At 65.7% G+C, this 24,402-nt stretch carries 21 protein-coding genes; 8 read left to right on the top strand and 13 right to left on the bottom strand.

The features are described from left to right. Positions 1-24: 24 nt before the first annotated feature. Both LDZ27_RS06900 and LDZ27_RS06895 read right to left on the bottom strand, forming a co-directional pair. The gene (locus LDZ27_RS06900; RefSeq protein WP_244815936.1) at positions 25-825 is read right to left on the bottom strand and encodes a sugar phosphate isomerase/epimerase; all 801 of its coding nucleotides are present in this window, start codon (positions 823-825) and stop codon (positions 25-27) included. A 117-nt stretch (positions 826-942) separates the two neighbouring features. Next, the gene (locus LDZ27_RS06895; protein WP_244815935.1) at positions 943-1,839 is read right to left on the bottom strand and encodes a LysR family transcriptional regulator; all 897 of its coding nucleotides are present in this window, start codon (positions 1,837-1,839) and stop codon (positions 943-945) included. Between the two features lie 114 nt (positions 1,840-1,953). On the opposite strand from LDZ27_RS06895, the gene LDZ27_RS06890 reads away from it, so the two are divergent. Beyond that, entirely contained in the window at positions 1,954-3,030 is a 1,077-nt protein-coding gene (locus LDZ27_RS06890; protein ID WP_244815934.1) for a YeiH family protein, read from the top strand. Between the two features lie 83 nt (positions 3,031-3,113). Here the strand turns inward: LDZ27_RS06890 and LDZ27_RS06885 are convergent, their stop codons facing one another. Beyond that, positions 3,114-4,352 (bottom strand): cystathionine gamma-synthase family protein, encoded by a 1,239-nt coding sequence (locus LDZ27_RS06885; protein WP_244815933.1) that lies wholly within the window; start codon positions 4,350-4,352, stop codon positions 3,114-3,116. Positions 4,353-4,607: 255 nt separating this feature from the next. Here LDZ27_RS06885 and LDZ27_RS06880 point away from each other — a divergent pair, with 255 nt between their 5' ends. From LDZ27_RS06880 to LDZ27_RS06860, 5 genes are all read left to right on the top strand, one after another. Then, positions 4,608-5,345: a glutathione S-transferase gene (locus tag LDZ27_RS06880; protein ID WP_244815932.1), complete on the top strand. Its 738-nt coding sequence runs from the start codon at positions 4,608-4,610 to the stop codon at positions 5,343-5,345. A 42-nt stretch (positions 5,346-5,387) separates the two neighbouring features. Beyond that, on the top strand, positions 5,388-6,188 hold the full coding sequence (locus tag LDZ27_RS06875) for an aldo/keto reductase (RefSeq protein ID WP_244815931.1): 801 nt from the start codon (positions 5,388-5,390) through the stop codon (positions 6,186-6,188). 181 nt (positions 6,189-6,369) lie between these two features. Beyond that, a complete protein-coding gene (locus LDZ27_RS06870; RefSeq protein ID WP_244815930.1) occupies positions 6,370-8,106 on the top strand; it encodes a ClcB-like voltage-gated chloride channel protein in 1,737 nt (578 codons plus the stop codon). Between the two features lie 227 nt (positions 8,107-8,333). Further along, on the top strand, positions 8,334-8,594 hold the full coding sequence (locus LDZ27_RS06865) for a hypothetical protein (RefSeq protein ID WP_244815929.1): 261 nt from the start codon (positions 8,334-8,336) through the stop codon (positions 8,592-8,594). A gap of 38 nt (positions 8,595-8,632) precedes the next feature. Beyond that, positions 8,633-8,878, top strand: a complete 246-nt coding sequence (locus LDZ27_RS06860; protein WP_244815928.1) for a DUF2795 domain-containing protein — start codon at positions 8,633-8,635, stop codon at positions 8,876-8,878. A gap of 546 nt (positions 8,879-9,424) precedes the next feature. Here the strand turns inward: LDZ27_RS06860 and LDZ27_RS06855 are convergent. After that, positions 9,425-11,797 carry an AsmA family protein gene (locus LDZ27_RS06855; protein ID WP_244815927.1) on the bottom strand — a complete coding sequence of 791 codons (2,373 nt, stop codon included), beginning with the start codon at positions 11,795-11,797 and terminating at the stop codon, positions 9,425-9,427. A 136-nt stretch (positions 11,798-11,933) separates the two neighbouring features. Between LDZ27_RS06855 and LDZ27_RS06850 the strand changes: the two genes are divergently transcribed. Then, positions 11,934-12,632: an ATP-binding cassette domain-containing protein gene (locus LDZ27_RS06850; RefSeq protein ID WP_244815926.1), complete on the top strand. Its 699-nt coding sequence runs from the start codon at positions 11,934-11,936 to the stop codon at positions 12,630-12,632. Then, the gene (fetB, locus tag LDZ27_RS06845; RefSeq protein WP_244815925.1) at positions 12,629-13,444 is read left to right on the top strand and encodes an iron export ABC transporter permease subunit FetB; all 816 of its coding nucleotides are present in this window, start codon (positions 12,629-12,631) and stop codon (positions 13,442-13,444) included. Before LDZ27_RS06850 ends, fetB begins: the two co-directional genes overlap by 4 nt. A gap of 37 nt (positions 13,445-13,481) precedes the next feature. Here fetB and LDZ27_RS06840 read toward each other — a convergent pair whose 3' ends face one another. From LDZ27_RS06840 to LDZ27_RS06800, 9 genes are all read right to left on the bottom strand, one after another. Then, complete coding sequence (locus LDZ27_RS06840) at positions 13,482-13,955, bottom strand: VOC family protein (protein ID WP_244815924.1); 474 nt, start codon at positions 13,953-13,955, stop codon at positions 13,482-13,484. A gap of 35 nt (positions 13,956-13,990) precedes the next feature. Then, entirely contained in the window at positions 13,991-14,461 is a 471-nt protein-coding gene (locus tag LDZ27_RS06835) for a VOC family protein (protein ID WP_244815923.1), read from the bottom strand. Positions 14,462-14,612: 151 nt separating this feature from the next. Next, entirely contained in the window at positions 14,613-16,550 is a 1,938-nt protein-coding gene (locus LDZ27_RS06830; protein WP_244815922.1) for a response regulator, read from the bottom strand. A gap of 75 nt (positions 16,551-16,625) precedes the next feature. Further along, positions 16,626-17,090 carry a response regulator gene (locus LDZ27_RS06825; RefSeq protein WP_244815921.1) on the bottom strand — a complete coding sequence of 155 codons (465 nt, stop codon included), beginning with the start codon at positions 17,088-17,090 and terminating at the stop codon, positions 16,626-16,628. After that, entirely contained in the window at positions 17,083-19,512 is a 2,430-nt protein-coding gene (locus tag LDZ27_RS06820) for an ATP-binding protein (protein WP_244815920.1), read from the bottom strand. Before LDZ27_RS06820 ends, LDZ27_RS06825 begins: the two co-directional genes overlap by 8 nt. Then, the gene (locus LDZ27_RS06815) at positions 19,509-20,123 is read right to left on the bottom strand and encodes a biliverdin-producing heme oxygenase (RefSeq protein WP_244815919.1); all 615 of its coding nucleotides are present in this window, start codon (positions 20,121-20,123) and stop codon (positions 19,509-19,511) included. The genes LDZ27_RS06820 and LDZ27_RS06815 overlap by 4 nt, the downstream gene beginning before the upstream one ends. A gap of 200 nt (positions 20,124-20,323) precedes the next feature. Then, complete coding sequence (locus tag LDZ27_RS06810; RefSeq protein ID WP_370653376.1) at positions 20,324-20,602, bottom strand: hypothetical protein; 279 nt, start codon at positions 20,600-20,602, stop codon at positions 20,324-20,326. Then, positions 20,599-23,403, bottom strand: a complete 2,805-nt coding sequence (gene ligD, locus LDZ27_RS06805; RefSeq protein ID WP_244815918.1) for a DNA ligase D — start codon at positions 23,401-23,403, stop codon at positions 20,599-20,601. The genes LDZ27_RS06810 and ligD overlap by 4 nt, the downstream gene beginning before the upstream one ends. A 74-nt stretch (positions 23,404-23,477) precedes the next feature. Next, positions 23,478-24,386 (bottom strand): Ku protein, encoded by a 909-nt coding sequence (locus tag LDZ27_RS06800; RefSeq protein ID WP_244815917.1) that lies wholly within the window; start codon positions 24,384-24,386, stop codon positions 23,478-23,480. Positions 24,387-24,402 lie beyond the last annotated feature (16 nt).

The raw sequence follows: 24,402 nt of genomic DNA, 5'->3' as shown, positions 1-24,402 counted from the left end.
TCTGATCCTTTCGGAATTCTGAATTCAAAATGCCGCGATGCGCGCGACCTGACGCGCGGCGTCGGCTTCATCGGCGAACGAATACTCGATGCCGCGCGGCGCATCCGATGGCAGATGCGCCAGCAGCGCGGCGAACTGCGCATCGTCGTGAGCCGGCGCGGTGGCAAAGCGCCGCGCGCCTTCGCCCTGCGTCGCCTTGCAATGGATGTACGCCACGTGCGGCGCGAGTTTTTGCGCGGCGTCGAGCGGATCGGCGTTCGCCCAGCCCCAGTTGCCGGTATCGAAAGTCATTGCGAGGCCGCTGTCCTCAGGAAGCGCTGAGAAGAGCGCCTGGAACGCGCCCGGCAGACCGCCCGCCTTCAGTTGCCCGTTCTCGACGACCACGCGCGAACGCGAACGCGCGATCGCGGCGGTGAGCGCGTCGAGCGTCGCGGCGTCCGTTGCGACGCCCGCCGTGCTGCCGCCGAGTTGCAGCTTCACGATGCGCGCGTCGAGCGAGTGCGCCTCGTCGATTGCGAGAGCGAGCGCTTCGCGGTCGAGCGAGCCATCGGCGCGAAAGAGCGTCGCGGGCGTCGAATGGACCGCCCAAAGGCCCGCGCCACGGATTCGTTCGCCCAGGAGCGACAACGCGTCGAGGCTCGCGTCGGCTTCGTCGGCGATCAGTTCGCGGCGCACTTCGAAACCGTCGGCACCCGCGAGCGACGCCTTCTCCGCCCAGAGCGCGTGCCCATCGCGACGAATGGCGTCCACGCCGAACGCGCTCGCCACGATGACGACTGCGCGCGTTCCGCTCTTGCCCGACGTGTTCACCGATGCTCGCTCCAAGGTTGCAAATCCGGCATGGAACCGGTTCCATAGATGATCGATAAAAAAGACGCCACGGCGTCTTGCTCAAAACGAATACTGCGCTTTCGCAGCGGCCTCCCGCCATAGTGGAATTCCCTAGCCGGCGCGCGCGCCCGCGTCCTCCTCGCAAAGCTCGAGAAACCGGGCGGCGGCGCGCGAAGGCGCAGCGGCGTGCGGCACTAGAATCGAAAAGCGACGCGTGAGCGGCATAGGCGCGATGTGCAGACGGCGCAGCGCGTCCTTCTCGTGACGAATCGACATCGCCGATACGAAACCGATGCCCATCCCCGCGCGCACCGCCTCTTTCACGCCTTCGACGCCCGCGATTTCCAGCGCGACGCGCATCTCCACACCGCGCTCGGCAAACGCGCGCTCGACGATCTGCCGCACGCCCGAGCCGCGCTCGCGCAGCACGAGTTCACAGGTGCCGAGGACCTCGAGCGTTGCGGATTCGCGGCCATCGGCGAGAGGATGATTGCTCGGCAGGATCGCGACGATCTCGTCCTCGCGCCACGGCGTGACGCCAGCGCCCGACGGAAGCTCGAGGCCCGCCGGTCCCTCGACGATGGCGACGTCCAGCGCACCGAGCGCGGCGACGATCTCGGCCGTGTTGCCGTCGATGGTGCTGACCGCGATATCGGGATAGCGCTTGCGGAACGCGGCGATCAGATAAGGGAGCAGGTAGCTCGCGGGCGTCGTGCTCGCGCCGATGCGCAGCGTCCCGCGCTCCAGCCCGCGCATCGCGTCCCGCAGCGCTTGCGCGCCGCGAAAGGTATCGCGGAGTCGCGCGGCGTAGTCGCGAAGCTGTTCGCCGGCGGACGTGAGGCGAATGCCGCGTCCATCGCGCTGATAGAGCGGTTCACCGAACTCGTCTTGCAACAACCGAAGCTGGCCCGACACGGCTGGCTGCGACAAATGAAGCGCAAGCGCCGCGCGGCTGATGTTGCCGTGCTCCGCGACCGTCGCGAAAGTTATCAGTTGGTCCGGGGTCATGGAGACGATATATAAGCCACACCGATATCTGGCATTCTAAATCACGATTTCTCATATGCATATGTTTTATCTAGGATAAGCAGATCGCATAACCGCTTATCAGGGACGCACCACATGTCCACGGCTTCATCTGCTTCGCTTCCTGCTTCATCGTCCGCGCGCGGGCAACTCAACGGCATTCTCTTCGTTGCGCTGTTCGCGGCGGCCGTCACGCGGCTCGCGGCGCTGCCTTTCATCGCCGGCCTCGGCATCAGCCCGCTCATCGTCGGCATCGTGGCGGGCGCGATCTACGGCAACGCGCTGCGCGAAGGCATGCCGGCAAGCTGGGCCGCGGGCGTCAATTTTTCGGCGCGCAAGCTGTTGCGCATCGCGGTGGCGTTCTTTGGCTTGCGCGTGAGTCTTCAGGAAATCGCGCAGGTCGGGATGGCGGGATTCGTGGTGTCGGCGTTCATCGTCGTGAGCACGCTCGTCATCGGGACGTGGGTCGGCATGAAGCTGATGAAGCTCGACCGCGATACCGCGCTCCTCACTGCCGCCGGCAGCGCGATCTGCGGCGCGGCTGCGGTCCTCGCCTTCGAATCGACGCTGCAATCGAAGCCGCACAAGAGCGCGATGGCTGTCGGCAGCGTCGTTCTGTTCGGCACGCTTTCGATGTTCCTGTATCCGCTCGCGATGCACGCGGGCTGGCTGCACCTCGACACGCTCGGCGCGGGTCTCTTCTTCGGCGGCACCATTCACGAAGTGGCGCAAGTGGTCGGCGCGGCGAGCAACGTGAGCCCGGAAGCCACGCACATCGCCACCATCGTCAAGATGACGCGCGTGATGATGCTCGTGCCGGTGCTGCTGGTGGTAGGCGTGTGGGTGAACCGGGCGCGTAACGACGCTGGCAGCGCTGGCGGCGCGGCGCGAACTGGCAAGGGCAAGCTCGCGGTGCCGTGGTTCGCGCTCGGCTTCCTCGCGCTCGTCGTCGTCAACTCGCTGCACGTATTGCCCGATTCCGCGACGACCACAATCAACGCGCTCGACACCTTCGCGCTCACCATGGCGATGACGGCGCTCGGCATGGAGACGCGCATCGCGCAGATTCGCGAGGCCGGCCCGCGTGCGATCGCCACCGGCGCCATTCTCTACGCGTGGCTGATCGGCGGCGGACTCGCGATCACGTTCGCAGTGGAGCGCCTGTTCGCGTAAGCCGCATTCGCTGAACGATGGCCCTGAATGCAAAACGCCACCTTGAAGGGTGGCATTTTGCATTCCATTGCTCAACGCATGGACTACGCGAGCCTGAGCGCCTGCTCGAAATCCGCGATCAGATCGTCGATTTCCTCGATGCCCGCCGACAGCCGGATCATGCCGTCGGAAATACCCATTGCCTTGCGCGTTTCTGCGCCGGCCTCGAAGAAGATCGTCGGCGCGACCGGAATGATGAGCGTGCGCGTGTCGCCGAGGCCCGTCGCCTTCACCGGCAGCGCAAGCGCGTTGATGACGTCGATCATTCTGTCCGGATTGCGCAACTCGAACGACAGCAGCCACGAACCGCTCCCGAAGAGCGTCTTCGCGATGCCATGCTGCGGATGGCTCGCAAGCCCCGGATAGAAGACGCGGCCGATCGCACCGTGCCGCTCGAGAAAGCGCGCAAGCGCGAGCGCGTTTTCGCTGCACTTCGCCACACGCAAGCCGAGCGTCTCCGCGCCTAACGCGATCTGATGCGCCTGCTCGGACGACAGCGCCGCGCCCATATCGCGCAGGCCCTTCTTGCGGATCTGCAACAGCCCCTGCTCCGAAGGACCCGCGCGCCGATAGTCGTCCGCGATATTCGGATATTGGCTCCAGTCGAAAAGCCCCGTGTCCGTGACCGCACCGCCGAGCGCCGCGCCATGACCCGCGATCGTCTTCGTCAGCGAATTGACGACGAGGCTCGCGCCGACATGCTTCGGCCTGAACAGTGCGGGCGACGTGATGGTGTTGTCGACGACATAGGCAAGCCCGCGCTCGCGGCACAACGCGCCGATGCCCTCGAGGTCCGGAACCTGCGTGCCCGGATTCGCGATGGTCTCGACGAACACCATGCGCGTGTTCGGCTGGACGGCATCGGCGACGTTCTCGCGCGCGCCCGCATCCACCGTCGTCACCTCGATGCCGAGCGTGCGCAGCGTCCCGAACAGGCTGTTGGTATTGCCGAAGACGTAGCGGCTCGCGACGAGATGATCGCCCGCGCGCAGAAGCGTCAGGAACACCGCGGTAATCGCGGCCATGCCGGTTGCGAAGCAGATGGAGCCGACGCCTTCTTCGAGCTTCGTGAGCTTGCGCTCGAGCGCCGCGGTGGTCGGCGTGCCTTGGCGCGCGTAGTTATAGCCGCCCTTCTTCGTGCCCTGGAACACGCCGATCAGATCTTCGACGCGCTCGAACCCGTATTGCACCGATGTGTGGATCGGCTGACGCAAGCCGCCGTGTTCGACGCCTGCCGTTCTGTCGCCGTGAACGATGCCTGTTGTGAAGCCTTGCTTGTCCATCCCTTCTCCGCTTCGCTGTCGATATGTTCGATGTGTCGATTGCATCTTGCATGCAGCATGCGGTGCACATCATGCAGCATGCGAAAGGCCATTCTACACGCGCCTTTTTCGCGCACCGGGCGGCCGCCGCGCGCCCGCGAGCCACGGGAACAGGCGTTGCTCGCCCGCCTCGTCGCGCTTGGCGCGTGCCGTGCTTCAATGACAGCCGGAACGCGCATCTCGCCGCTTGCGGCATGACTGACGAGGAGCAGACGCATGGCTTACGAACTCTATTACTGGGACGGCTTGCAGGGCCGCGGCGAATTCGTGCGGCTCGCGCTGGAAGATGCCGGCGCGCAGTACATCGATGTCGCGCGGGAATCGAAGAAGAATGGTTATGGCACGGACGCGATGATGAAGCTGATGAACAGCAAGACCGAGCCGCATATCCCGTTCGCACCGCCGTTTCTGAAGGACGGCGAGCTGATCGTGCCGCACGTCGCGAACATCCTGCTGTATCTCGGTCCGAAGCTCGGTCTCGCGCCGAAGGACGAAGGCTTGCGCTACGTCGCGCACGGCCTGCAACTGACTATCGCCGATTTCGTCGCCGAGGTGCACGACACGCATCACCCGCTCGCGACCGATCTCTATTACGAAGACCAGAAAGACGCCGCGAAGATTCGCACGAAAAACTTCATCGAGAAGCGCGTGCCGAAGTTCATCGGGTACTTCGAGCGCGTGCTGAAACAGAACCCGCAGGGCGAAACGCAGATGATCGGAGACGCCATCACCTACGTCGATCTGTCCGTGTTTCAGATCGTCGAGGGATTGCATTATGCATTCCCCCGCGCGATGAAGACGTTCGCCAAACACTATCCGCGCGTGCTCGCGCTGCGCGACGCGGTGCGCGAACGGCCGAACATCGCGGCTTACGTGGATTCCGAACGGCGCATTGCCTTCAACGAGTCCGGCATCTTCCGGCATTACCCCGAACTGGATCAAGACGCGAAATGATCCGGCCGCTTTCACTGACAACTGCATGAACAAGGAGCCAGCATGGTCGAAACGATTCCTTCCTTCGGTCTCGGCACGTTTCGCGTCGATGCCGAAAAAACCGCGAACGCCGTCGAGAGCGCGCTGCAGCTCGGCTATCGCCATATCGATACCGCGCAGTTCTACAACAACGAAGCCGCCGTCGGCAAAGGCGTGCGCGACTCCGGCATTGCGCGCGACGACATCTGGGTGACGAAGGTTTGGTGGGACCGCCTCGCGCGCGACAAGCTGATCGCGAGCCTTAAGGACAGTCACGCGAAGCTCGACATCGGCACCATCGATCTCGCGCTCGTGCACTGGCCGTCGCCCGATGGCGCCGTGCCGATCGCCGAGACGCTCGCCGCGATGCAGGAAGCGCAAAAGCTCGGGCTGATCCGTCACTACGGCGTGTCGAACTTCACCGCGCGGCTGCTCGAAGAAGCACTCGAAGCACCCGGCGGCCGCGAGATCGTCACGAACCAGATCGAAGTGAGCCCGTTTCTCGCGAACCGCGCGCTCGTCGACGCGACGCAGCGGCTCGGCGTCAAGGTGACGGCCTACATGCCGCTCGGCGAAGGCCGCGCGCACAACGATCCGACGATCAAGGCAATCGCCGCGAAGCACGGTGCGACGCCCGCGCAAGTCACATTTGCGTGGCTGCTCTCGCGCGGTATCGTCGTGCTGTCGGCATCGACGAATGCGCAGCATCAGCAAAGCAACTGGGATGCGCAGAAGCTGAAACTCGATGCGGACGACATCGCGAAGATCGACACGCTCGACGAAGGCAAGCGCAACGCGAACCCTTCGTTCGCGCCGAAGTGGTGACATAGCGCACGGATCATCCGTCGCGACGAGGAAGCCCGGTCCGCTCGATGAACGGACCGGGCTTTTAACTGGCGCAGCGCACCCGGCACGACGCACGCCCGACGCACGCCCGACGCACGCCCGATGCTATTCTTGCGGCTCTTATTCCATCCCGTTCTAAGCTTTCCACGTTTTCGGCAAAGTGCTTTCATTCCTGCTCAAGCTGCGCACGCGCGCGCAACAGCTCTTTCGCCTGTCGGACTCGCACACGATGCTCGTCTGGGCGGTCGTCGTCGGCGTCGCGGGCGCGTTTGCGACCACCGTGTTTCGCGAAGGCATCGCGCTCTCGCAGCGGCTCCTCGGCAATCGTTCGGAAGGACTCGTCGCGCTCGCGAGGATGTTGCCGTGGCCGATGCGCGTCGCGCTGCCGGCCATCGGCGGCCTGATCGCGGGCTTCTGTCTGATCGCGGCGCGGCGGCATGCAAAGAAGCAGGCCAACGCCGATTACATGGAAGCGGTCACCATCGGCGACGGCGTCGTGCCGCTGCGCCAGAGCGTGTGGCGCAGCCTGTCGTCGCTTTTCACGATCACGAGCGGCGGCTCCATCGGCCGGGAAGGATCGATGGTGCAGCTTGCCGCGCTCGCATCGTCGCTCGTCGGGCGCTGGGTTCACTTCGATCCGCCGCGCCTGCGCCTGCTCGTCGCGTGCGGCGCGGCGGCGGGCATCACCTCCGCGTACAACGCGCCGATTGCGGGCGCGTTCTTCGTCACCGAGATCGTGCTCGGCTCGATGGCGATGGAAAACTTCGGGCCGATCGTCGTGTCGTCGGTCGTCGCGAACATTACGATGCGCGAGTTCGCCGGCTATCGGCCGCCTTACGAGATGCCCGTCTTTCCGACGATCGCGGGTGTCGAAGTGCTGCTTTTCGTCGTGCTGGGCCTGCTGTGCGGCGCGCTCGCGCCGCATTTTCTGCGCTTGCTCGCCGCGTCGAAGAAACGTTTCGCGCTGCTGCCGCTGCCCATGCCGTTGCGGCTCGCGCTCGGCGGGCTGATCGTCGGCGCGATCTCCGTCTGGTGGCCTGAAGTGTGGGGCAACGGCTACGAAGTGGTGAACTCGCTGCTGCATCAGCCGTGGACGTGGACCGCGCTCTTGACGGTGCTCGTGTTCAAGATTCTCGCGACGGCGGCGACCGCCGGCTCGGGCGCGGTCGGCGGCATTTTCACGCCGACGCTCTTCGTGGGCGCGGTGCTCGGCTGCCTTTTCGGGCTCGGCGTGCATGCCGTCTGGCCGCATGCCACGTCTGCGCCGTTCGCCTACGCGATGGTCGGCATGGGCGCGTTCCTCGCCGCCGCCACGCATGCGCCGCTGATGGCCATTCTCATGATCTTCGAGATGACGCTCTCGTATCAGGTCGTGCTGCCGCTGATGCTCTCGTGCGTCGTCGCGTACTTCATCGCGCGGGCATCGGAACAGACGTCCATGTACGAAGTCACGCTGCGCCGCACGCGCGAGGAGAAGGAGCGTCTGCGTCTTGCCGCCACGCAGATGCGCGAACTCGTCAAGCCCGCCGATACCGTCGTGCCGCTCACCGCGAACGTCAAGGAGATGACGCGCGTGTTCCTCGAGTATCCGGTGAAGTATCTCTATGTCGTCGACGATGCCGGGCAGTTTCGCGGCGTCGTGGCGCTGAAGGACATCACCTCCGATCTGCTCGACGCGCACGACACCGCGGCGAAGACCGCCGCCGATTATCTTCAGCCGCAGTTCGACGTGCTCACGCCCGACATGTCGCTCGGGCAGGCGCTGCAGCACTTCCTCGCGTTTCAGGGCGAGCGGCTGCCGGTGATCGAGCGCAAGTCCGAGCCGCTGCTGCTCGGCGTGGTGTACAAGACCTCGCTGCTCGACGCGTACTTTCGCCTCAATCCGACATCGCGCTGAAAGTACGCAAGCGTGCAATTTCTCGGCGCGCAAGCGAGGGAAAACGCGGAGCGCGCGGCACCTGAAAACAGTTCACGCATCGCTCGAAGTATGCGGGCGCAACGCCCGCCCGGCACGCCCGGCGCGGCTCGCGCGCATGCTGCGGCGCGCACGACGGGCGCGCGGCGCGGCCATCGGCATAGCCTTTGCTTGATGCAATTGCTGCTTACGTGAGGAGGGGTTGCCCGATGAAGACCTCAACGTTGTTGTCGATGGCCCTCGTGTCGGTGTCGTGCTATGCCGCGCCGCTGCATACGAGTTCGACCGATTCGGCGGCCGTGTCCGCGACGCGCGCCGCGCTGCGGATCAACGCCGGTCCGGTCGCACCGCCCGCGCCCGATGTCTCCGCGCAGAGCCTGGATCATGCGCGCTGGCGTCATGTGCCGCTGCCCAAGCCGCGCACGCCGAGTCACGGCATGGCGAGCCAGCAGGTAGAAGTGCAGACGTAAGGCCCCTCGCGCCACAAGAACACTAACCGGACGCCAAGATGACCGACAAGCCCGCAGAAAATCACGCATTGAACGAGGAACCGATCGACGACGAAATCGCGCAGGTGCTGCGCGCGGCGAAGTTTCCGGCGAACAAGGACGCGCTCGTCGATGCGGCGCGCGAGGCGGGCGTGAGCAACGATGTCATCACCGTGTTCGATGGCCTGCCGGAGCAGGACTATGCCGACGCCGATGCCGTCGAGCAGTTGCTGGGGAGCAACGGGGGGTCGGGGATTTCGGTCTGAGGCGTTGCGCAGTTGCGCGTAGTTGCGGGTGTTTCGACTCGCGGGCGACCGGGACGCGTCGCCGCTTCTTGCACACGTCATTGACGTGCGATGCTTAGCCATCGGTCGCCGTTTTTCCTCTAACCAACCCCAAAGACTCGTCAGAGTCACGCCTTTTTGGACTCTCAGGCGCCCCAAAAGGCGTATCGCCGCTTCCCGCACGCATCTTCGACGTGCAATGCCGAACCATCGATCGCGCCCTTCCTCTCGAACAAACGCCGCATACGGACGGAGCCGCGCATGTCTCGGCCCGCTGACGCCCAAAGGACGTGTCGCTGCTTCTTGCACGCATCTTCGACGTGCGAGGCTGAGCCGGCGGCCGCCGTCATTTCCCTCTAGCGAATCGCAAAGACTGACCAGAGCCGCGCCCGTTTCGAACTCTCAGGCGCTCCAGAGACGCATCGCCGCTTCCCGCGCACATCTTCGACGCGCGATGCCGACCCGCCGATCGCCCTCATCGCTCCTCTAACGAGAACTGGCAAACGACGAACGCCTCTCGCCCCGCTTTCAACTCCCCCGATACTGCGCCGCGCTTGCCGGCGCCGGCGCTGCCGGCTTCTTCGGCGCCTTGTCCGCCGCGCCCACGCCGACAGCATCGGACGACATATACGCCGGGGCCGCCTTCGCCTTCTGCTTCTGGCCCGCGGGCGGCGCGGTCGGCGGCTTCTGAATGTCGGCGAGCATCTGTCCGCACGGCAGCGGCTTGTTGTTGCTCGGCGCGATCAGCGGAATCAGCGCCGCGAACGGGTTGATGAGGCCGAGCCCGACCGCCGCACCGCCGCGCACGGCGAGCGCGCCCACGTTCACGCCGACCTTCGGGTTCTTGAACGTGCCCTTCACATAGAGCGGCGAGCGCAGCGAAAAGATGCGGAAACCCTTCGTATGCGGATGGATGCCGAGATCCATGTCCTCGGTCTTGAGATTGATGTTGCCATCCACGTTGATGACGGCGTCGTCGGTATCGAGTGCGAAGACGCGCGAATCCAGCACGCCGTTCGTCACGACGAAATCGGCCGCCGCGCAGTTGATTTTCACGTCGCGATTGCCGAAGAGCTTCTCATAGACCACGTTCGCGACGTTCAGGCCCGCCGCCTCCATGTAGAGCCGGCTCACGGTGCCCTGCGTCACGAGCGCCTTCACTTCGCCGTTCGAACTCGCCGCGAGCGCCGCGGGCGAATTGCCGGTCGCGGAGAGCGCGGCATCGCCGTTGACCTCGCCGAGCGCCGACTGCATCGTCTTGTTGGTCGGGAAAAGCTGCTTGAGCTTCAGATGCCGCGCCTCCGCCGATACCTTGCCCTTCAGCGGCGCGCCGCTGCCGTCGAGATGAATATTGGATGCAAACGTCCCGCCCGCGACGCCGAACTTGAGCGGCTCGAACGAAAGCACGCCGTCCTTCATCACGACATGCGTGTAGAGGTCGGTGATCGGCAGCTTCGGGTCCTTGATGATGCGCTGGCCGGTGAACTTCACGTCGGCGTCGATGGCTTTCCAGCGATCCGTCTTGAACTCCTCGGTCGGCAGCGCCTTCGCGGACGGCTGCTTCGCCGCTTCGCCGCGCTTCGCCTTGCTCGCGTTCGAATCCGCGCCGATGATCGGGGCGAGATCCGAGAACTGCAACAAGTGCGACACCAGTTCGCCCTGCAAAAGCGGTCGCGGCTTTCTCGCCGCATAGACCAGCGACCCGTTGATGTCACTGCCGCCCACGCGCCCCGTGAAGTTCTCGTAGTGGAAGACGTTGCCTTCTTCCCGGAACTGGCCGGTGAGCCGCCCTTCCGTCGCGAACGGCGGCGTCTCGGGGAGCGTCACGCCGGTGAACGGATAGAGATGCGCCATGCTGACGGCCTGCACCCACAGCCGCAGGTCGACTGCCGCGAGGTGCGCCGGGTCCGTCACCGTGCCGACGAACGCGATGTGCGTGTCGCCGAGACGCACGTCCGCCTGCACGGGGAACGGGCGCTTCGCGTCCTGCACGGCGAGGACGCCGCCGAGCTTGCCCTCGCCCGAGACTTTGCCGCCGTTGTACGTGCCCTTCGCCGTCCATCCGAACGCATACGGCGGGATGGGCGTCGGGGGCGCGTTCTTCGTCGTGATGCTCTTGCTCGCGGACGTGCTCGCCGGATTCGGCGCCGATGCGTTCGCAGCCGCCGCCGCGGACGCCGCCGATGCCGCCGACGCTTCCGATGCCGCCGCCGCATCCGCCTGCTTGCTGAGCTTGGCCGCGCCTCCCTTGCCGACCATTTCCGCCGACGACTTCGCGGACGCCGCTTCCTGCTGCTTCATCACTTCGCCGATCGGCACGGCCTGGCCGAGCGTATCGACGACCACGTTCATGTCGGCCTTCGTCACTTCGTCGCGAACGTCGATCGTGCCCTTCGCGAGCGAGATATCGCCGAGCTTGAGATTCCACGTCGACGGCTCGGTCGACTGCTTGAACTTGAACGTCCAGTTGTTGCGCTTGTCCTTGAGCCGCTCGATGTCGATCGAGGGATTCACCAGATTGATGGTCGGAATGACGATGTCGTGCGCGAGAAGCGGCAGGAGCGCCACCTGGAAGTCGATTTCGTCGAGCGTCGCGAAATGCTGCTGGCGCGCCCAGTCCGGATTCGCGATGACGATTTTTTGCGCCGAAAATCGCGGCCACGGCACCCAGCGTTTCCAGCCCGTTTCGTTGGGCGGCCGGCGCCAGCCGACCTTGAGGTCGCCCGTGATCTGGAACTGGCGGCCGATCGCCTGCGAGACCTTGTCGTCCACCCACGGACGCAGACGGTTCCAGTCAAACGTCAGGAAGACGACTACGAGCACGGCTATCAGGATCGCGAGAATGGCAAAAAACCATGCAGCGATCTTTCCGATTTTTCCGGCAGTTCGGGCTTGCGCCATTGACGGCTCCATCCGTTTTTTCTGATCCAATCTGCAATAGCACAAGGTGTGCCCGCTCGTAGGTCCGCAAGCGACGCAAGTCACGATTCGCGGGCCGCGCGTAAGATGTCGGCACACAAAAATCCCCAATCGAACGATGCCTCACGACTATTCGCCCGTGCCGCTCGTAACGGCCACGGGCGTCGCGCGCCGCGACGCCGTGCGCGGCACGCTGCTGCTTCATCCGACGAACTTCACGCTGAATGCGGGCGAACGCGCGTCGATCACCGGGCCGTCGGGGTCCGGCAAGAGCGTCTTTCTGCGCACGCTCGCGCTGCTCGATCCGTGCGACGAGGGCGTCGTCGCGTGGCGCGGCGAGCGCATCGCGCGCGCGCAGATTCCGGCGTACAGGCGGCGTGTCGCGTATATCGCGCAGCGCCCCGCGATGCTCGACGGCACCGTCGAAGACAATCTGCGCTATCCGTACACGCTCAAGACGTATCACGATGTCCACTTCGACCGCGACGTGGCGACGCGTCTGCTGAACGCGGCGGGCCGCGCGCCCGGCTTTCTCGACAAGTTCGCTAGCGAGCTGTCGGGCGGCGAGGCGCAGATCGCGGCGCTGCTGCGCGTGCTGCAACTCGCGCCCGACGTGCTGCTGCTCGACGAGCCGACCGCATCGCTCGATCCGGCATCGGCGCGCGCCATCGAAGCGCTCGTCGCCGCCTGGTTCGACGCCCATGCGATGCGCGCATGCATCTGGGTGTCGCACGATCCCGAGCAGGCGCGCCGCGTGGCCGCGCGCCATCTCGCGATGACGGCGGGCGAACTCTCCGGACCGGGAATCCAGCCATGAACGGCTATCAGAATCTGAGTCTCTTCGATATCGCGCTCGCGGCCGCGCTGATCGTCGTGAATGGCGCGCTGTCGGTGGCGCTCGGTCTCGGCCTCGAGCGCCGGCTCCTGATCGCGGCGGTCCGCACCATCGCGCAGTTGCTCTTCATCGGCTACGTGCTCGGCTGGGTATTCGCGTTCAGCCGCTGGTATGTCGTGCTGCCGCTGATGGCCCTGATGACGGTGATCGCGGGAATGGCCGCGTCCGGTCGCGGGCGGCGCACGTATGCGGGCCAGCGCGCGGACAGCATCGCGTCGATCTGGGGCAGTTCATGGCTCATCGGCGCATTCGGACTCTTCGCGGTGATCCGCATTCATCCGTGGTACGAGCCGCAATACGCAATTCCGATTCTCGGCATGATTCTCGGCAACACGCTGACAGGCGTGTCGCTCGGCATAGAACGGATGACCGAAGAACTGACCGCGGGGCGCGCGGCGGTGGAGATGTCGCTCGCGCTCGGCGCGACGCGCTGGGAAGCGGCGCAAGGGCCCGCGCGTCAGGCGGTGCGCGCGGGCATGATTCCGACGCTCAATCAGATGGCCGTGGTCGGCCTCGTGAGCCTGCCGGGGATGATGACCGGTCAGGTGCTGGCGGGGCAATCGCCCTTGCAGGCGGTGCGGTATCAGATCGTCATCATGTTTCTGATCGCGGCGGCGTCGGGGCTCGGCGTCGTCGGGGCGGTGGTGCTGACTTACCGGCGGCTTTTCTCGCCGGATCACCGGTTCATGGCGGCGAAGCTCATCGAGAGAAAAGCGAAAAAGCGAGCGGCCTGAGCGCTCGCTCGTGGCACGTCGAGCGACGTGCCACGCCTCAGCCGCCGTTGTAGGCGCGCTCCAGTTCCGCGATGTCGAGCTTCACCATGTCCATCATCGCTTTCATGGTGCGATTCGCGCGCGCCTTGTCGGCGTCCATCAGCATGAAAGGCAGCTTCGCCGGCGTAATCTGCCACGTCACGCCGAAGCGGTCCGTGAGCCAGCCGCAGGCCAGCGCCTCGCCGCCGTCGATGAGCTTCGTCCAGTAATGGTCGATTTCGTCCTGCGTCTCGCACTTGACGACCATCGATATGGCCGGCGTGAAGCGGTACTGCGAGCCGCCGTTCAACGCCATGAATTCGCCGCCTTCCAGCTCGAAGAGAATGGCGAGCACGCTGCCTTCCGCGCCGGGGCTGGCTTCGGTATGCAGCATCGTTTCGGTGATGCGTGCGCTTTTGAAAATGCCGAGATAGCAATCGACGGCTTCCTGTGCATCGCCGTCGAACCACAGACAGGGCGAGATCTTCTGCATGAGCGTTTCTCCTGAATTCCGGGATCGACCGGGCGTCACTGACACGGATTCTCGGCCATTGCCCGCTTCATGTCTTCGGGGCTGACATCGCGCGTATGGGTCGCGACCGACCACTGGTGCCCGAACGGATCTTCCAGACGCCCGTAGCGGTCGCCCCAGAACATGTCGGCGACGGGCATGGTCACACGCGCGCCGGCGGCTTCGGCCTGCTTCACGGTGGCGTCGGCATCTTCGACATAGAGGTGGATGGTGACGGGCGAGCCTTTGAACGCGGCGGCGCCGAGCATGCCGAAGTTCGGGTGCTCGTCGACGAGCATCAGCGCGGAATCCCCGATTCGGACCATCGCGTGCATGAGCTTGCCGTCCCGCCCCGGCATGCGCCCGAGTTCGACCGCGCCGAACGCACGCTTATAGAACTCGATGGCCTCGGCCGCGCCCGCGCACACGAGATGCGGAGTGAGCGAGTGCATGCCTTCGGGAATGGGTTTGACGGCTGACTGGGACATGGTGGCTCCTTGGTTGAACGTCGTGAGAGAGCGAGCCGCGCCCGCTCCCGATCTTACGACGTGCAAGCATGCCGCCAATCGACACCGTTCTCGCGCAGGAGCGCGAATTTTTGCAAAAAGCTCGGACCCGGCGCCGCCGCCGGGCCGCGCGTCACTCCGAAAGCTGCTCCGCGAGCGACTGAATCAGTGCTTCGAGCCGCGCAAAGTTGACGGGCTTCGTCAGATGATCGCGAAATCCGGCCTCGCGGCAGCGGCGGATGTCCTCGTCCATGCCGTAGCCGGTGATCGCGACGGAAGGCTTCTCCGGCTGAAGCGCGCGCCACGCGCGCGCGATGTCGAGCCCGCTGCCGTCCGGCAGGCCGATGTCGCTCACGAGCAGATCGAACGGGCCGCTCCTCGCGCGCTCGAGCGCGTCGGCCACCGTCGTCGCGACGGTGACGCCGTGGCCGAGCATCTCGAGCACTTCGGCCATCGCCGACGATGTCTGCTCGTTGTCCTCCACCAGCAGCACGCGCAGCGTGCGGCCGCGGTCGAGGCGCGCGGCTTCGGGCAAGGGCGCGGCTTCGTGCGCCGGCTGCATCCGCGCGAGCGGCAGCGTCAGCGTGAAGCGCGCGCCCGCGTCGCGGCCGTCGCTGTACGCCGACAACGTGCCGCCGTGCTTCTGCGCGAGCGTGCTGGCGATCGCAAGCCCGAGGCCCAGGCCGCCGAAGGAGCGCGTGATCGAATCGTCGGCCTGCTCGAACGCCGAAAAGATGCGCGGCAACGCTTCCGCGCTGATGCCGATGCCGCTGTCCGTCACCGAGACGGCGATGGTCGCGTCGTCCGGATTCCACGTTCGCACTTCGATTCGCCCGCCCGCCGGCGTGAACTTGACCGCGTTCTTCATCAGATTCCAGACGATCTGCTGAAGCCGCGCGGCATCGCCGAGCACGACGAAACGCTCGGCGTCGAAGCGCGTCTCGAGCGTGAGCTGCTTCGCGCGCAGATCGGCCTCGGACATGTCGAGCGCGCTCGTGAGCAGCGTATTGAGGCCGACGCTCGCGAAGTTCAGGCTCAGCTTGCCGCGCGCGATGCTCGTGAGATCGAGCAGATCGTCGATGAGCCGCGCCTCCAGTTCGACGTTGCGGCGAATCAGATCGAGCGTCGGATGCGCCTCGGCGGGCAGCGGATGCTTGATTTCGAGCAGGCGCACGGCCGCGAGGATCGGCGTGAGCGGCGTACGCAGCTCGTGCGACAGCACCGCGAGGAAGTGGTCCTTCGCGCGGTTCGCGGATTCCGCCTGATCCTTCGCGAGCCGCAGCGCGTCGGCGGCCATGTGCGCGTCGGTGGCGTCGCGCACGATCTTCGAGAAGCCGATCAGCTCGTTCTGTTCGGCGCGGATCGCGGTCGTCACGGCCGATGCGAAAAACGAGTGACCGTCCTTGCGCCAGAGCCAGCGGTCGTCGCTTGCGCTGCCTTCGCGGCGCGCGGTCTCCAGTTCTACGTCGAACACGCCGGCTTCGCGATCGTCCTCGCTATAGAAAATGCTCGCGCTCTGCCCGAGGACGTCCTGCGCCGGAAAGCCGAAAATGCGCTCGGACGCGACGTTCCAGGTGCGGATGCGCCCTTCCGGATCCAGCGTGATGACGGCGTAGTCCTTGAGCGCCTCGACGAGCAGCCGAAAATGCGTCTCCGTTTCGCGCAGCGCCCGTTCGACGGCGATGCGCTGCGTGCGCTCGGCGCTCTCGCGCATCGCGCGCCGCACGACCGCCGGCAGCCGTTGCAGGCGCTGCTTGAGCACGTAGTCGGTCGCGCCGCGCTTGAGCATGTCGACGGCGTGTTCCTCGCCGAGCAACCCCGACACGAAGATGAACGGCGTGTCCGGCGCGCGTTCGCTTGCAATCGAGAGCGCCTCGATGCCGGAGAACGTCGGCATGACGAAATCGGCGAGGATCACGTCGAAGCGCTTCGCCTCGATCTCGGCGATGAACGTCGCGGCGTCGTAGACGATGGACGCCTCGACCACGTAGTCGGCGCGTTCGAGCTGGGCGATCGTCAGCTCCGCATCGAGTGCGTTGTCTTCGACGAGAAGCAGATGCAGGGGCTGCATGGTCTTAGGCGGCCTCGCGAAGAAGCGGGCGCGCTCGCGTGAGGAGAGTCGTGTGCGCTGACATGGACACGGCCGTCACTGCCCCGCCGACGGACGGCGAAAGCGCGTGGAACCGGGCGGCGGTTCGTTCAGCACGGCCCAGAACACGCCGAGATCGCTGATCGCCTCGACGAACTCCGCGAACTCCACCGGCTTCACCACGTAGGCGTTCACGCCCAGCTCGTAGCTGCGCACGAGGTCCTGCTCCTCGCGCGACGACGTGAGCATGACGACCGGCACGCTCTTCAAGCCCGCGCTGGAGCGGATCATGTCGAGCACTTCCAGCCCGTCGATTTTCGGGAGCTTCAGATCGAGCAGGATGACGGCCGGATTGCCCGGCGCGCGGTCCTTCCATTCGCCTTCGGAGGTCAGATAGTCGATGGCCTCCTGGCCGTCGCGCGCGACGATCACTTCATTGGCGAGCTGGCTCTTGTCGAGCGCGACGAGCGTGAGCTCGAGGTCATTCGGATTGTCTTCGACGAGCAGTATCGGTTTAAGCATGGTCTGGTCTTGATTTTGTGGCTGACGCTGCAGGTGCACCCGGCGCACCCGGCGCGGGCGAGGGCGCGCGGGCGGCATCGCGGCCTGTCACGCTGCGGAACTCGAGAGGCAGGGAGAAATAGAATACGGCGCCTTCTCCGAGCCGCCCTTCCGCCCACGTTCGCCCGTCGTGCCGCTCGATGATGCGCCGCACGTTCGCAAGCCCGATGCCCGTCCCTTCGAATTCCTCCGCGCGATGCAGCCGCTGGAACACGCCGAAGAGCTTCGCCGCATATTTCATGTCGAAGCCCACGCCGTTGTCCCGCACGCCGATGACGTGCTCGTCGCCGCTCTCCGCCGCGAATATCTCAATTTTCGCCGATTCCCGCGTTCTCGTATATTTCACCGCGTTGGAAATGAGGTTGCGCAGCGCGAGTTGCAGGAACGCGGCGTCGCCGGTCACGCGCGGCAGGTCGCGCACGATCCACTCGATGCGCCTGTCGGCGGCGTCCGCCTCGAACTCGCGCACGACGGCGCGCACCAGTTGCCCGAGATCGACCGGAGCCGGACGCAACGCCGCGCGCCCCATGTGCGAAAACGTGAGCAGGTCGTCGACGAGCGTGCCCGCGAAGCGCGCCGAGTCGAGCATGTTGTTCAGGAAACGCCGGCTTTTCTCGGACATGCGCTCGCCTTCCTGCTCGCGCAGCAAATCCCCGTATCCGGCGATATGACGCAGCGGCGCGCGCAGGTCGTGCGACACCGAATACGAAAACGCTTCGAGTTCCTTGTTCGCGCGCGAGAGTTCGGTCGCGAGTTCGGCGCGCTCTTCCGCGCGTCGCAGCACGATGTTGAGCAGCGCGCCGCGCAACTCGCTCGCGATTTCGAGTTCGCCCTGCCGCCACGACGCCGAACGCCCGCGCACGGTTTCGAGCCACGGACTGAAGCTCGTGCGCGGCGCGCTCGCGCCGTCCGCGCCCTGAACCTTCACCGGCTCGCCCGCCCATTGAATCGTCTGCATGAGTTCGGGGCGGAACCATAGCAGGTAATTGCGAAAAATCTGCGACACCGGCACGGCCAGCACGCCGCACGCCTTGTCCTCGTGCGCCTTCGCGGGCGGCCACTGGCGCGCGAGCGAATCGGTGGCCCACACGCCCGAGGTGTTTTCCGCGAGCCAGTGCGTGAGCGCGCGCACGGTCTCTTCGTCGGGCGTCGCGCCCATCAGCGTGACCTGGTCGTTCATGACGATGGCCGCGCCCGCCGAACGTGCGAAGCCCAGCACGTCGCGCGGCGCGTCGCGCAAGCCCGCGACGAAGCTCTCGTGCTCGCCCATCGCCGCGATGAGACGCGCCATCGTGCGGCGAAGCTCGGCGAGGTATTCGGCCTCGGCGCGCTCTTCCTTCGCCTCGATCTGCAGCGACAGCATGTGTCCGAGATGCTCGATCGCCACGCGCTTGCTGAACGGCACGCGGCGCGGATCGTGATCGTGACAGGAAATGAGGCCCCACAACTGCCCGCGCACGACGATGGACACCGACATCGACGCATGCGTGCCCATGTTGCGCATGTACTCCAGATGCACCGGCGAAAAGCTGCGCAGCGTGGCGTAGGTAAGATCGGTCGGGCGGCCCGTCGCGGGATTCGTCGCCGGCACGAGGCGCGCCGGCACGTAGTTCACATCGGAGACGAGACGGATGCGGTTGCGCAAATAAAGCGCGCGCGCCTGGCGCGGAATGTCGGAGGCCGGAAAGAACTGATGCAGGAACGACGCGTAGCGCGCGTCGCGGTCTTCGGCGAGGACGTGGCTGCGGCCTTCGGCGTCGAACGAATACAGCATCACGCGGCCGAAGCCGCAGATCGCGCGCACTTCGCGCACGGCAAGCTCGGCGAGTTCGTCGACGGTGGCCGCGTTCTGCAAGCCGCGCGCAAACGTTCGGACGAGCGGATACATCGACGAAAACGCGTCTTCGCCCGATTCCAGCGCTGCTTCCATCTCGACGATCAGCGCGCCGTCGTGCCGGTGGATCGTCACGTCGAGCCGTGCGGGGCCGCGCGCGCCGGGCGCCGTGGCGGCGATCGGCGCGATCTGCATGGCGCCCAGATACAGCGGCGCGTCTTCGAGTTCGATCGTCGCCGCGGCTTGCGCGATGCGCCGCGCGCCCTGATCGCCGAACAGCGCGCCGAGCGGCTTGCCGAGCAGCGCGCCGGCGTTCCCGCCCGCGAATTCCGCGATGTTCTCGCTCGCCTGCACGATGCGGTCATCGGCGAGCACCAGCAGATAGCCGTGCGGCTGGATACTGCCGGGAACGTGGATCGGCTCGGCGTCGCAGTCCTTCGCCGCGACGCCGGAATCGAGCGTGAGGCGGCGCGCTTCGGCATCCGGCGGACCGATGCTGTGGCCGGGGCCGCCGCTCGCGGCAAGCGGCTCGCGAGGCGTATCGCTCATGCCACCGCTCCCGCCGCCGCTTGTGCGCATTCGTCGGACGACTCCGCGCAAAGCCACGTCTGCAGGCTCTCGAAGGTCTCGATGGCGGCGCGCACCGCGTCGTCGTAACTCGCTTGCGGCACGACAGCGACAGCGGTTTCGCGGAATGCGTTCCACATGCTGCCCGTGCGCGGGCCGTAGCCGTCGAAGTAAGCGTTGCCGACGCCCGGCGCGAGATCCAGTTGCCGCGCGACGTGCGGCGCGATGAAGCGCCCGCCGAGCGTCGAGCCTTCCATCACGTACAACGAACCGAAGGCGCTTGCGACATCGGTGACGCGCGGCAGATCGCGCAACGGGTCGGCATGCGCGATCGCGCGGCCGGCGCCGAGCGCGGCAAGATCCGCGACGAGCAGCGGCGCCTTGCGGCGCTCATCGAAGAACGCGCGCAGCGACGCGGGCATGCACGCGCCGACGGCGTCCTCCCACGGCGCGACATATCCGAGAAAGCGTTCGAGGAGCGCGATGTACGCGTCGCGCTGCAAGCCGTCCCGCATCAGATCGAGCGCGTTTTCGAGCCGCGCGTGACACGCGGCGGTTTCGTTCTTGAGGCGGGACAGAAGGTCGTGGCGCATGTTCCGTTATATCGACTGAGACGCTGTGCTGCGCAAAGAGGCAAGAAGGCGGACGGGCCGACGAAGTCACCGGATGCCCGATGCACGCGACGACCGCGCGGGGCCGCCGATGCGGGCGCGGTGAATCGGCGCTGTCCCGAAAAGCAGCCATTCTACGCAACCGGCTGCCCCGGTGTCTTGGTCAAAACGCCTCTGGCGCGCTATGGCTGCCGCTGATTTGTACCGTCCGGTCCATCGTCGCCATCGCCGACATCGTCGGGCTGGCCGCTGCGCCGGTCCGTGTCCACCAGTCCGCGTTCGATGTCCGCGTGCGCCTGCCTGCCTACATCGCGCGTGCGCTCCTCCGCCTGCGAACCGGCGCTCTGGTCCGTCTCGTGCGGCAGCGGCGGCTTCGGGGCGTCACTGGCCGATGCGTCGTCCGGTTGATCGCTCGCCTGCTTCATCATGGCCTCCTTGTCATGGTCGATAACGATGCTCATCCGCGCGAACCGTCGATGCCGAGGCGCTTTTTCATCTGCGCCGTGAGCCGCTGGCGCGCCTTCGCGTAGCCTTCCCACGGATCGGCGGTGAGCGCGTCCATGCGCTCGCGCGCGTTGCGTATGTTCCATTGGTCGCCGCTCGTGGTGCCGTCGAGTTCGTCCCACGCAATGGGCATCGACGCGCCCATGCCCGGCCGCGCGCGCAGCGAGAACGCGCAGACCGTGCTGGAGCCGCGGTTGTTGCGCAGATAGTCGATGAAAATCTTGTCGCGCCGGTTCTGCATGCCCATTTTCGCGGAGAAGAATTTCGGCAGCGTCTTCGCCATGAACTGCGCGACCGCTTGCGAGAAGCCCTTCATCTCGTCCCAGCCGGCCTGTTTCGCGAGCGGCACGACCACATGCAGCCCCTTGCCGCCGCTCGTCTTGCAGAACGATGTGAGTCCCAACTCTTCGAGCAGATCCTTCGTGAGTTTCGCGGCTTCCACCATGCGGTCCCAGCCGACGCCCTCGCCCGGATCGAGATCGAACACCATGCGGTCGGGCTTCTCGATATTCGAGGCCACCGAATTCCATGTATGCAGTTCGATCGTGCCCATCTGCGCCGTGCCGACGAGCGCCTGCGCCGACTCGACGGTGAGCAGCGGCGGATGCTCCGGATCGACGTCCGGATGCTGCGTGATGTGCGGAATCGCGAGCCGCGCGCTGTGCTTCTGGAAGAAAAGCTCGCCGCCGATATCGTCCGGTGCGCGCACGAGCGACACGGGCCGGTCCTGAAGATGCGGCAGCATCCACTGCGCGATGGACGCGTAATACTCGACGACATCGATCTTCGTGAGCCCCGTCGACTTGTCGATGACGCGGTCCGGATGACTGATCTTCACGCCTTCGATTTCTGTCGCGCCGGCTTTGGCGTGCGTCTTCGGTGCGGCTTTCACCGCCGTCTTCGGTGCGGCTTTGGCGGCCGTCTTAGTGGCGGCTTTGGCCGCCGTCTTGCGCGCCTTCGGCTTTTCGGCCGCCTTCTCCACTTCGGCTTCCACTTTCTTCGCCGACGCCGGCTCTTCCTTCACGATCTGCCGCGCCGGTTTGTCGTCGCGCAGACTGACGAACGATGCTTGCCGCACGATGCGCTCCTTGGTCCATTCCGCGAAATTGCACTCGGCCACGAGTTCCGGCTTCACCCAATGCACGGGCGTGCGGCTGCGCTCCTGCGGCTCGTGCTCGAAAGGCATGCTATCCGTCGCGCGCATGTCGAGTTCTTTCTTGACCGCGGCGAGCGTCGCTTGATCGAAGCCGCTGCCCACGCGCCCCGCGTATTGCAGCTTCCCGTGGCCGTCGTAGACGCCGAGCAGCAGCGCGCCGAACTGCGCGCGGCTGCCGGACGGCTCCGAATACCCCGCCACGACGAATTCCTGCCTGCGCCGGCATTTGAGCTTGATCCACGAATTGCTGCGGCCCGAGACATACGTGGCGTCGATTCTTTTCCCGATGATGCCTTCGAGCGCCATGTCGCACGCGCTCTTGAGCAGGTCGTCGGCGCTGAACGCGAAGTCTTCGGAATAGCGCAGCGCGGGATCGTCCACCGGTTCGACGATCGCCTTCAGAAGCGCGCGCCGTTGCACGAGCGGCACGTTGCGCAAGTCGTAGCCGTTGAGAAACGGCAGATCGAAGAAGTACACGACGATGCCTTGCGGACGCCCGACATCGAACGCATTTTGCAGCGCCTGAAAATCCGGCAGACCGCGATCGTCGAGCACGACGGCTTCGCCGTCCAGCCACCCGCTTTCGATATCGAGCTTCTCCAGCGCCTTCACCTGTTTCGGAAACTTCGCGGTCCAGTCGTTGCCGTTGCGCGTGAAGATGCGGATATCGCTCTTGCCCTTCGTGCGCTCGATCCGCGCAAGCACGCGATAGCCGTCGAACTTGATCTCGTAGCTCCAGTCGTCGCTGGGCGGCGCGGCATCGACGAGCGTCGCGAGCTGCGGCTTGAGCAGCGCGGGGAGCTTCGCCTTCTCGGCGCCTTCTATCGACGGCTCGTGCGAGAGCGCGCGCAGCGATTCGGCGTTGCGCGTCGCGACGATGTCCGGATGCGCGTGGCCGTCGGCGTCGCCGCTCGCGGGGCGCGGCGCGAGCGTTCTGCGCGCCGCCGGTTTCGCCTTGCGCTCGCCGCGTTCGCGCAGCTCGCCATTTTCGAGACGCGCGCCGAGCGAGTCGGACAGGACGCTGCCTGGCTTTTTCAGGAGCACGTCGTACTCGGATTCGGGACGCGCTTCGTCGTCGCGTTCCTTGATGAGGAACCACTGTTCCTTGTCGCCGCTGCCGCGCATGTGGCTGCGCACGAGGGTCCAGCCGCCTTGCAGTTTGTCGCCGTCGAGCGTGAACTTGAGCTTGCCTTTCTCGTAGTCGCGCGCGGCGTCGGCGGCGGTGCCCGTCTGCGGCGCCCACGTCCCGCGATCCCACACGATGACGCTGCCCGCGCCGTAATTGCCCTCGGGAATGTCGCCTTCGAACGAGCCGTAGTCGATCGGATGATCCTCGACGTGCACCGCGAGCCGCTTCACCGACGGATCGAGGCTCGGCCCCTTGGGCACCGCCCACGACTTGAGCGTGCCGTCGAGTTCCAGCCGGAAGTCGTAATGCAGGCGGCGCGCGTCGTGTTCCTGGATCACGAACGACAGCGTGGACGCCGCGGCCGCGGCCTTCCTGCTGCGCGCGGTCTTGCGCGCGCCCGTCTTCTCGCCCGAAGGCTCGGGCGTCTCGTTGAAACGCCGCATGCGTTGATAGGTTTCGAGCTTGCCGGTCATCGTCGTCGCGGGTCCTTTTCGAGTTTTCGCCGTGTGCTCTCCGATGGGTCGCGCTTACGGGCACCTGAATGCGCTCAAGCGCGCTTGCGGCGCGCCGTCTTGCGCGCGGGGCGGGCCGGTTCCTCGGTGGCGTCGTCGCCGGAATCGCCTTTCGATTGCGACGCGCCGCGTCCGCCCTTCGCCGCGCCGCCGCTTTTCAGGCTGCGCTTGAGCAACTCCGAGAGATCGAGAATATCGGCGCTCGCCTTCTCTTCGCCGCCTTCCTCGAACTTCATCACTTCGGCGATCTTGCCTTCCTTCACCTTCTTTTCGACGAGCGCCATGATGTCGTCGCGGAACGTGTCGTGATACTTCGTCGGGTCCCACGAATCGCTCATGTCGTCGATGAGGCGCTTGGCCATGTCCAGTTCCTTCGACGTGACGCCGGCCTTTTTCGTGTCCTCATCGGGGAACTGGAACTGCGTGAAGTCGCGCACTTCGTCGCCCCAGCGCAAGGTGTTGAGCGCGAGCGCGGGACCGACCGGAATGAGCGCGGCCAGATGCTGCTTGTTGTGCAGCACGACGCTCGCGATGCCGACCTTGCCGGTATCCTTCAACGCGTCGCGCAAGAGCGCATAGACCTTTTCGCCCTTGCGATCGGGAGTGAGGTAGTACGGCGTATCGAGCGAGAGGAACGAGATGTCGGGGGCATCGACGAACGAGAGGATGTCGACCGTCTGCGTCGATTCCGGATTGGCCGCGCGAATCTCGGCGTCGGTCATCACGACGTATTTGCCCTTCTCGTATTCGAAGCCGCGCACGATGTTGTCGCGCGTGACGTCCTTGCCGGTGTTCTTGTTGATCTGCTTGTAGCCGATGGGATCCATCGAGCGTTTATCGAGCAGATTGAAGCCGACTTTCTCCGACTGCGTGGCCGGATAGAGTTGCACGGGGACATGGACCAGCCCGAAGCTGATCGCGCCCTTCCAGATCATGTGCGGCATCGCGATTACCTCGCTG

This window comes from Caballeronia sp. Lep1P3, assembly GCF_022879595.1.
GTDB lineage: Bacteria > Pseudomonadota > Gammaproteobacteria > Burkholderiales > Burkholderiaceae > Caballeronia.
This window is presented reverse-complemented; position numbering and strand designations above follow the sequence as displayed.

Excerpts from the sequence above, each read along its gene's own strand:
- LDZ27_RS06895 (WP_244815935.1), bottom strand. The coding sequence starts at position 1,839 with ATGACCCCGGACCAACTGATAACTTTCGCGACGGTCGCGGAGCACGGC.
- LDZ27_RS06890 (WP_244815934.1), top strand. The coding sequence starts at position 1,954 with ATGTCCACGGCTTCATCTGCTTCGCTTCCTGCTTCATCGTCCGCGCGC.
- LDZ27_RS06885 (WP_244815933.1), bottom strand. The coding sequence starts at position 4,352 with ATGGACAAGCAAGGCTTCACAACAGGCATCGTTCACGGCGACAGAACG.
- LDZ27_RS06880 (WP_244815932.1), top strand. The coding sequence starts at position 4,608 with ATGGCTTACGAACTCTATTACTGGGACGGCTTGCAGGGCCGCGGCGAA.
- LDZ27_RS06875 (WP_244815931.1), top strand. The coding sequence starts at position 5,388 with ATGGTCGAAACGATTCCTTCCTTCGGTCTCGGCACGTTTCGCGTCGAT.
- LDZ27_RS06865 (WP_244815929.1), top strand. The coding sequence starts at position 8,334 with ATGAAGACCTCAACGTTGTTGTCGATGGCCCTCGTGTCGGTGTCGTGC.
- LDZ27_RS06860 (WP_244815928.1), top strand. The coding sequence starts at position 8,633 with ATGACCGACAAGCCCGCAGAAAATCACGCATTGAACGAGGAACCGATC.
- LDZ27_RS06855 (WP_244815927.1), bottom strand. The coding sequence starts at position 11,797 with ATGGCGCAAGCCCGAACTGCCGGAAAAATCGGAAAGATCGCTGCATGG.
- LDZ27_RS06850 (WP_244815926.1), top strand. The coding sequence starts at position 11,934 with ATGCCTCACGACTATTCGCCCGTGCCGCTCGTAACGGCCACGGGCGTC.
- fetB (WP_244815925.1), top strand. The coding sequence starts at position 12,629 with ATGAACGGCTATCAGAATCTGAGTCTCTTCGATATCGCGCTCGCGGCC.
- LDZ27_RS06840 (WP_244815924.1), bottom strand. The coding sequence starts at position 13,955 with ATGCAGAAGATCTCGCCCTGTCTGTGGTTCGACGGCGATGCACAGGAA.
- LDZ27_RS06835 (WP_244815923.1), bottom strand. The coding sequence starts at position 14,461 with ATGTCCCAGTCAGCCGTCAAACCCATTCCCGAAGGCATGCACTCGCTC.
- LDZ27_RS06830 (WP_244815922.1), bottom strand. The coding sequence starts at position 16,550 with ATGCAGCCCCTGCATCTGCTTCTCGTCGAAGACAACGCACTCGATGCG.
- LDZ27_RS06825 (WP_244815921.1), bottom strand. The coding sequence starts at position 17,090 with ATGCTTAAACCGATACTGCTCGTCGAAGACAATCCGAATGACCTCGAG.
- LDZ27_RS06820 (WP_244815920.1), bottom strand. The coding sequence starts at position 19,512 with ATGAGCGATACGCCTCGCGAGCCGCTTGCCGCGAGCGGCGGCCCCGGC.
- LDZ27_RS06815 (WP_244815919.1), bottom strand. The coding sequence starts at position 20,123 with ATGCGCCACGACCTTCTGTCCCGCCTCAAGAACGAAACCGCCGCGTGT.
- LDZ27_RS06810 (WP_370653376.1), bottom strand. The coding sequence starts at position 20,602 with ATGAGCATCGTTATCGACCATGACAAGGAGGCCATGATGAAGCAGGCG.
- ligD (WP_244815918.1), bottom strand. The coding sequence starts at position 23,403 with ATGACCGGCAAGCTCGAAACCTATCAACGCATGCGGCGTTTCAACGAG.
- LDZ27_RS06800 (WP_244815917.1), bottom strand. The coding sequence starts at position 24,386 with ATGCCGCACATGATCTGGAAGGGCGCGATCAGCTTCGGGCTGGTCCAT.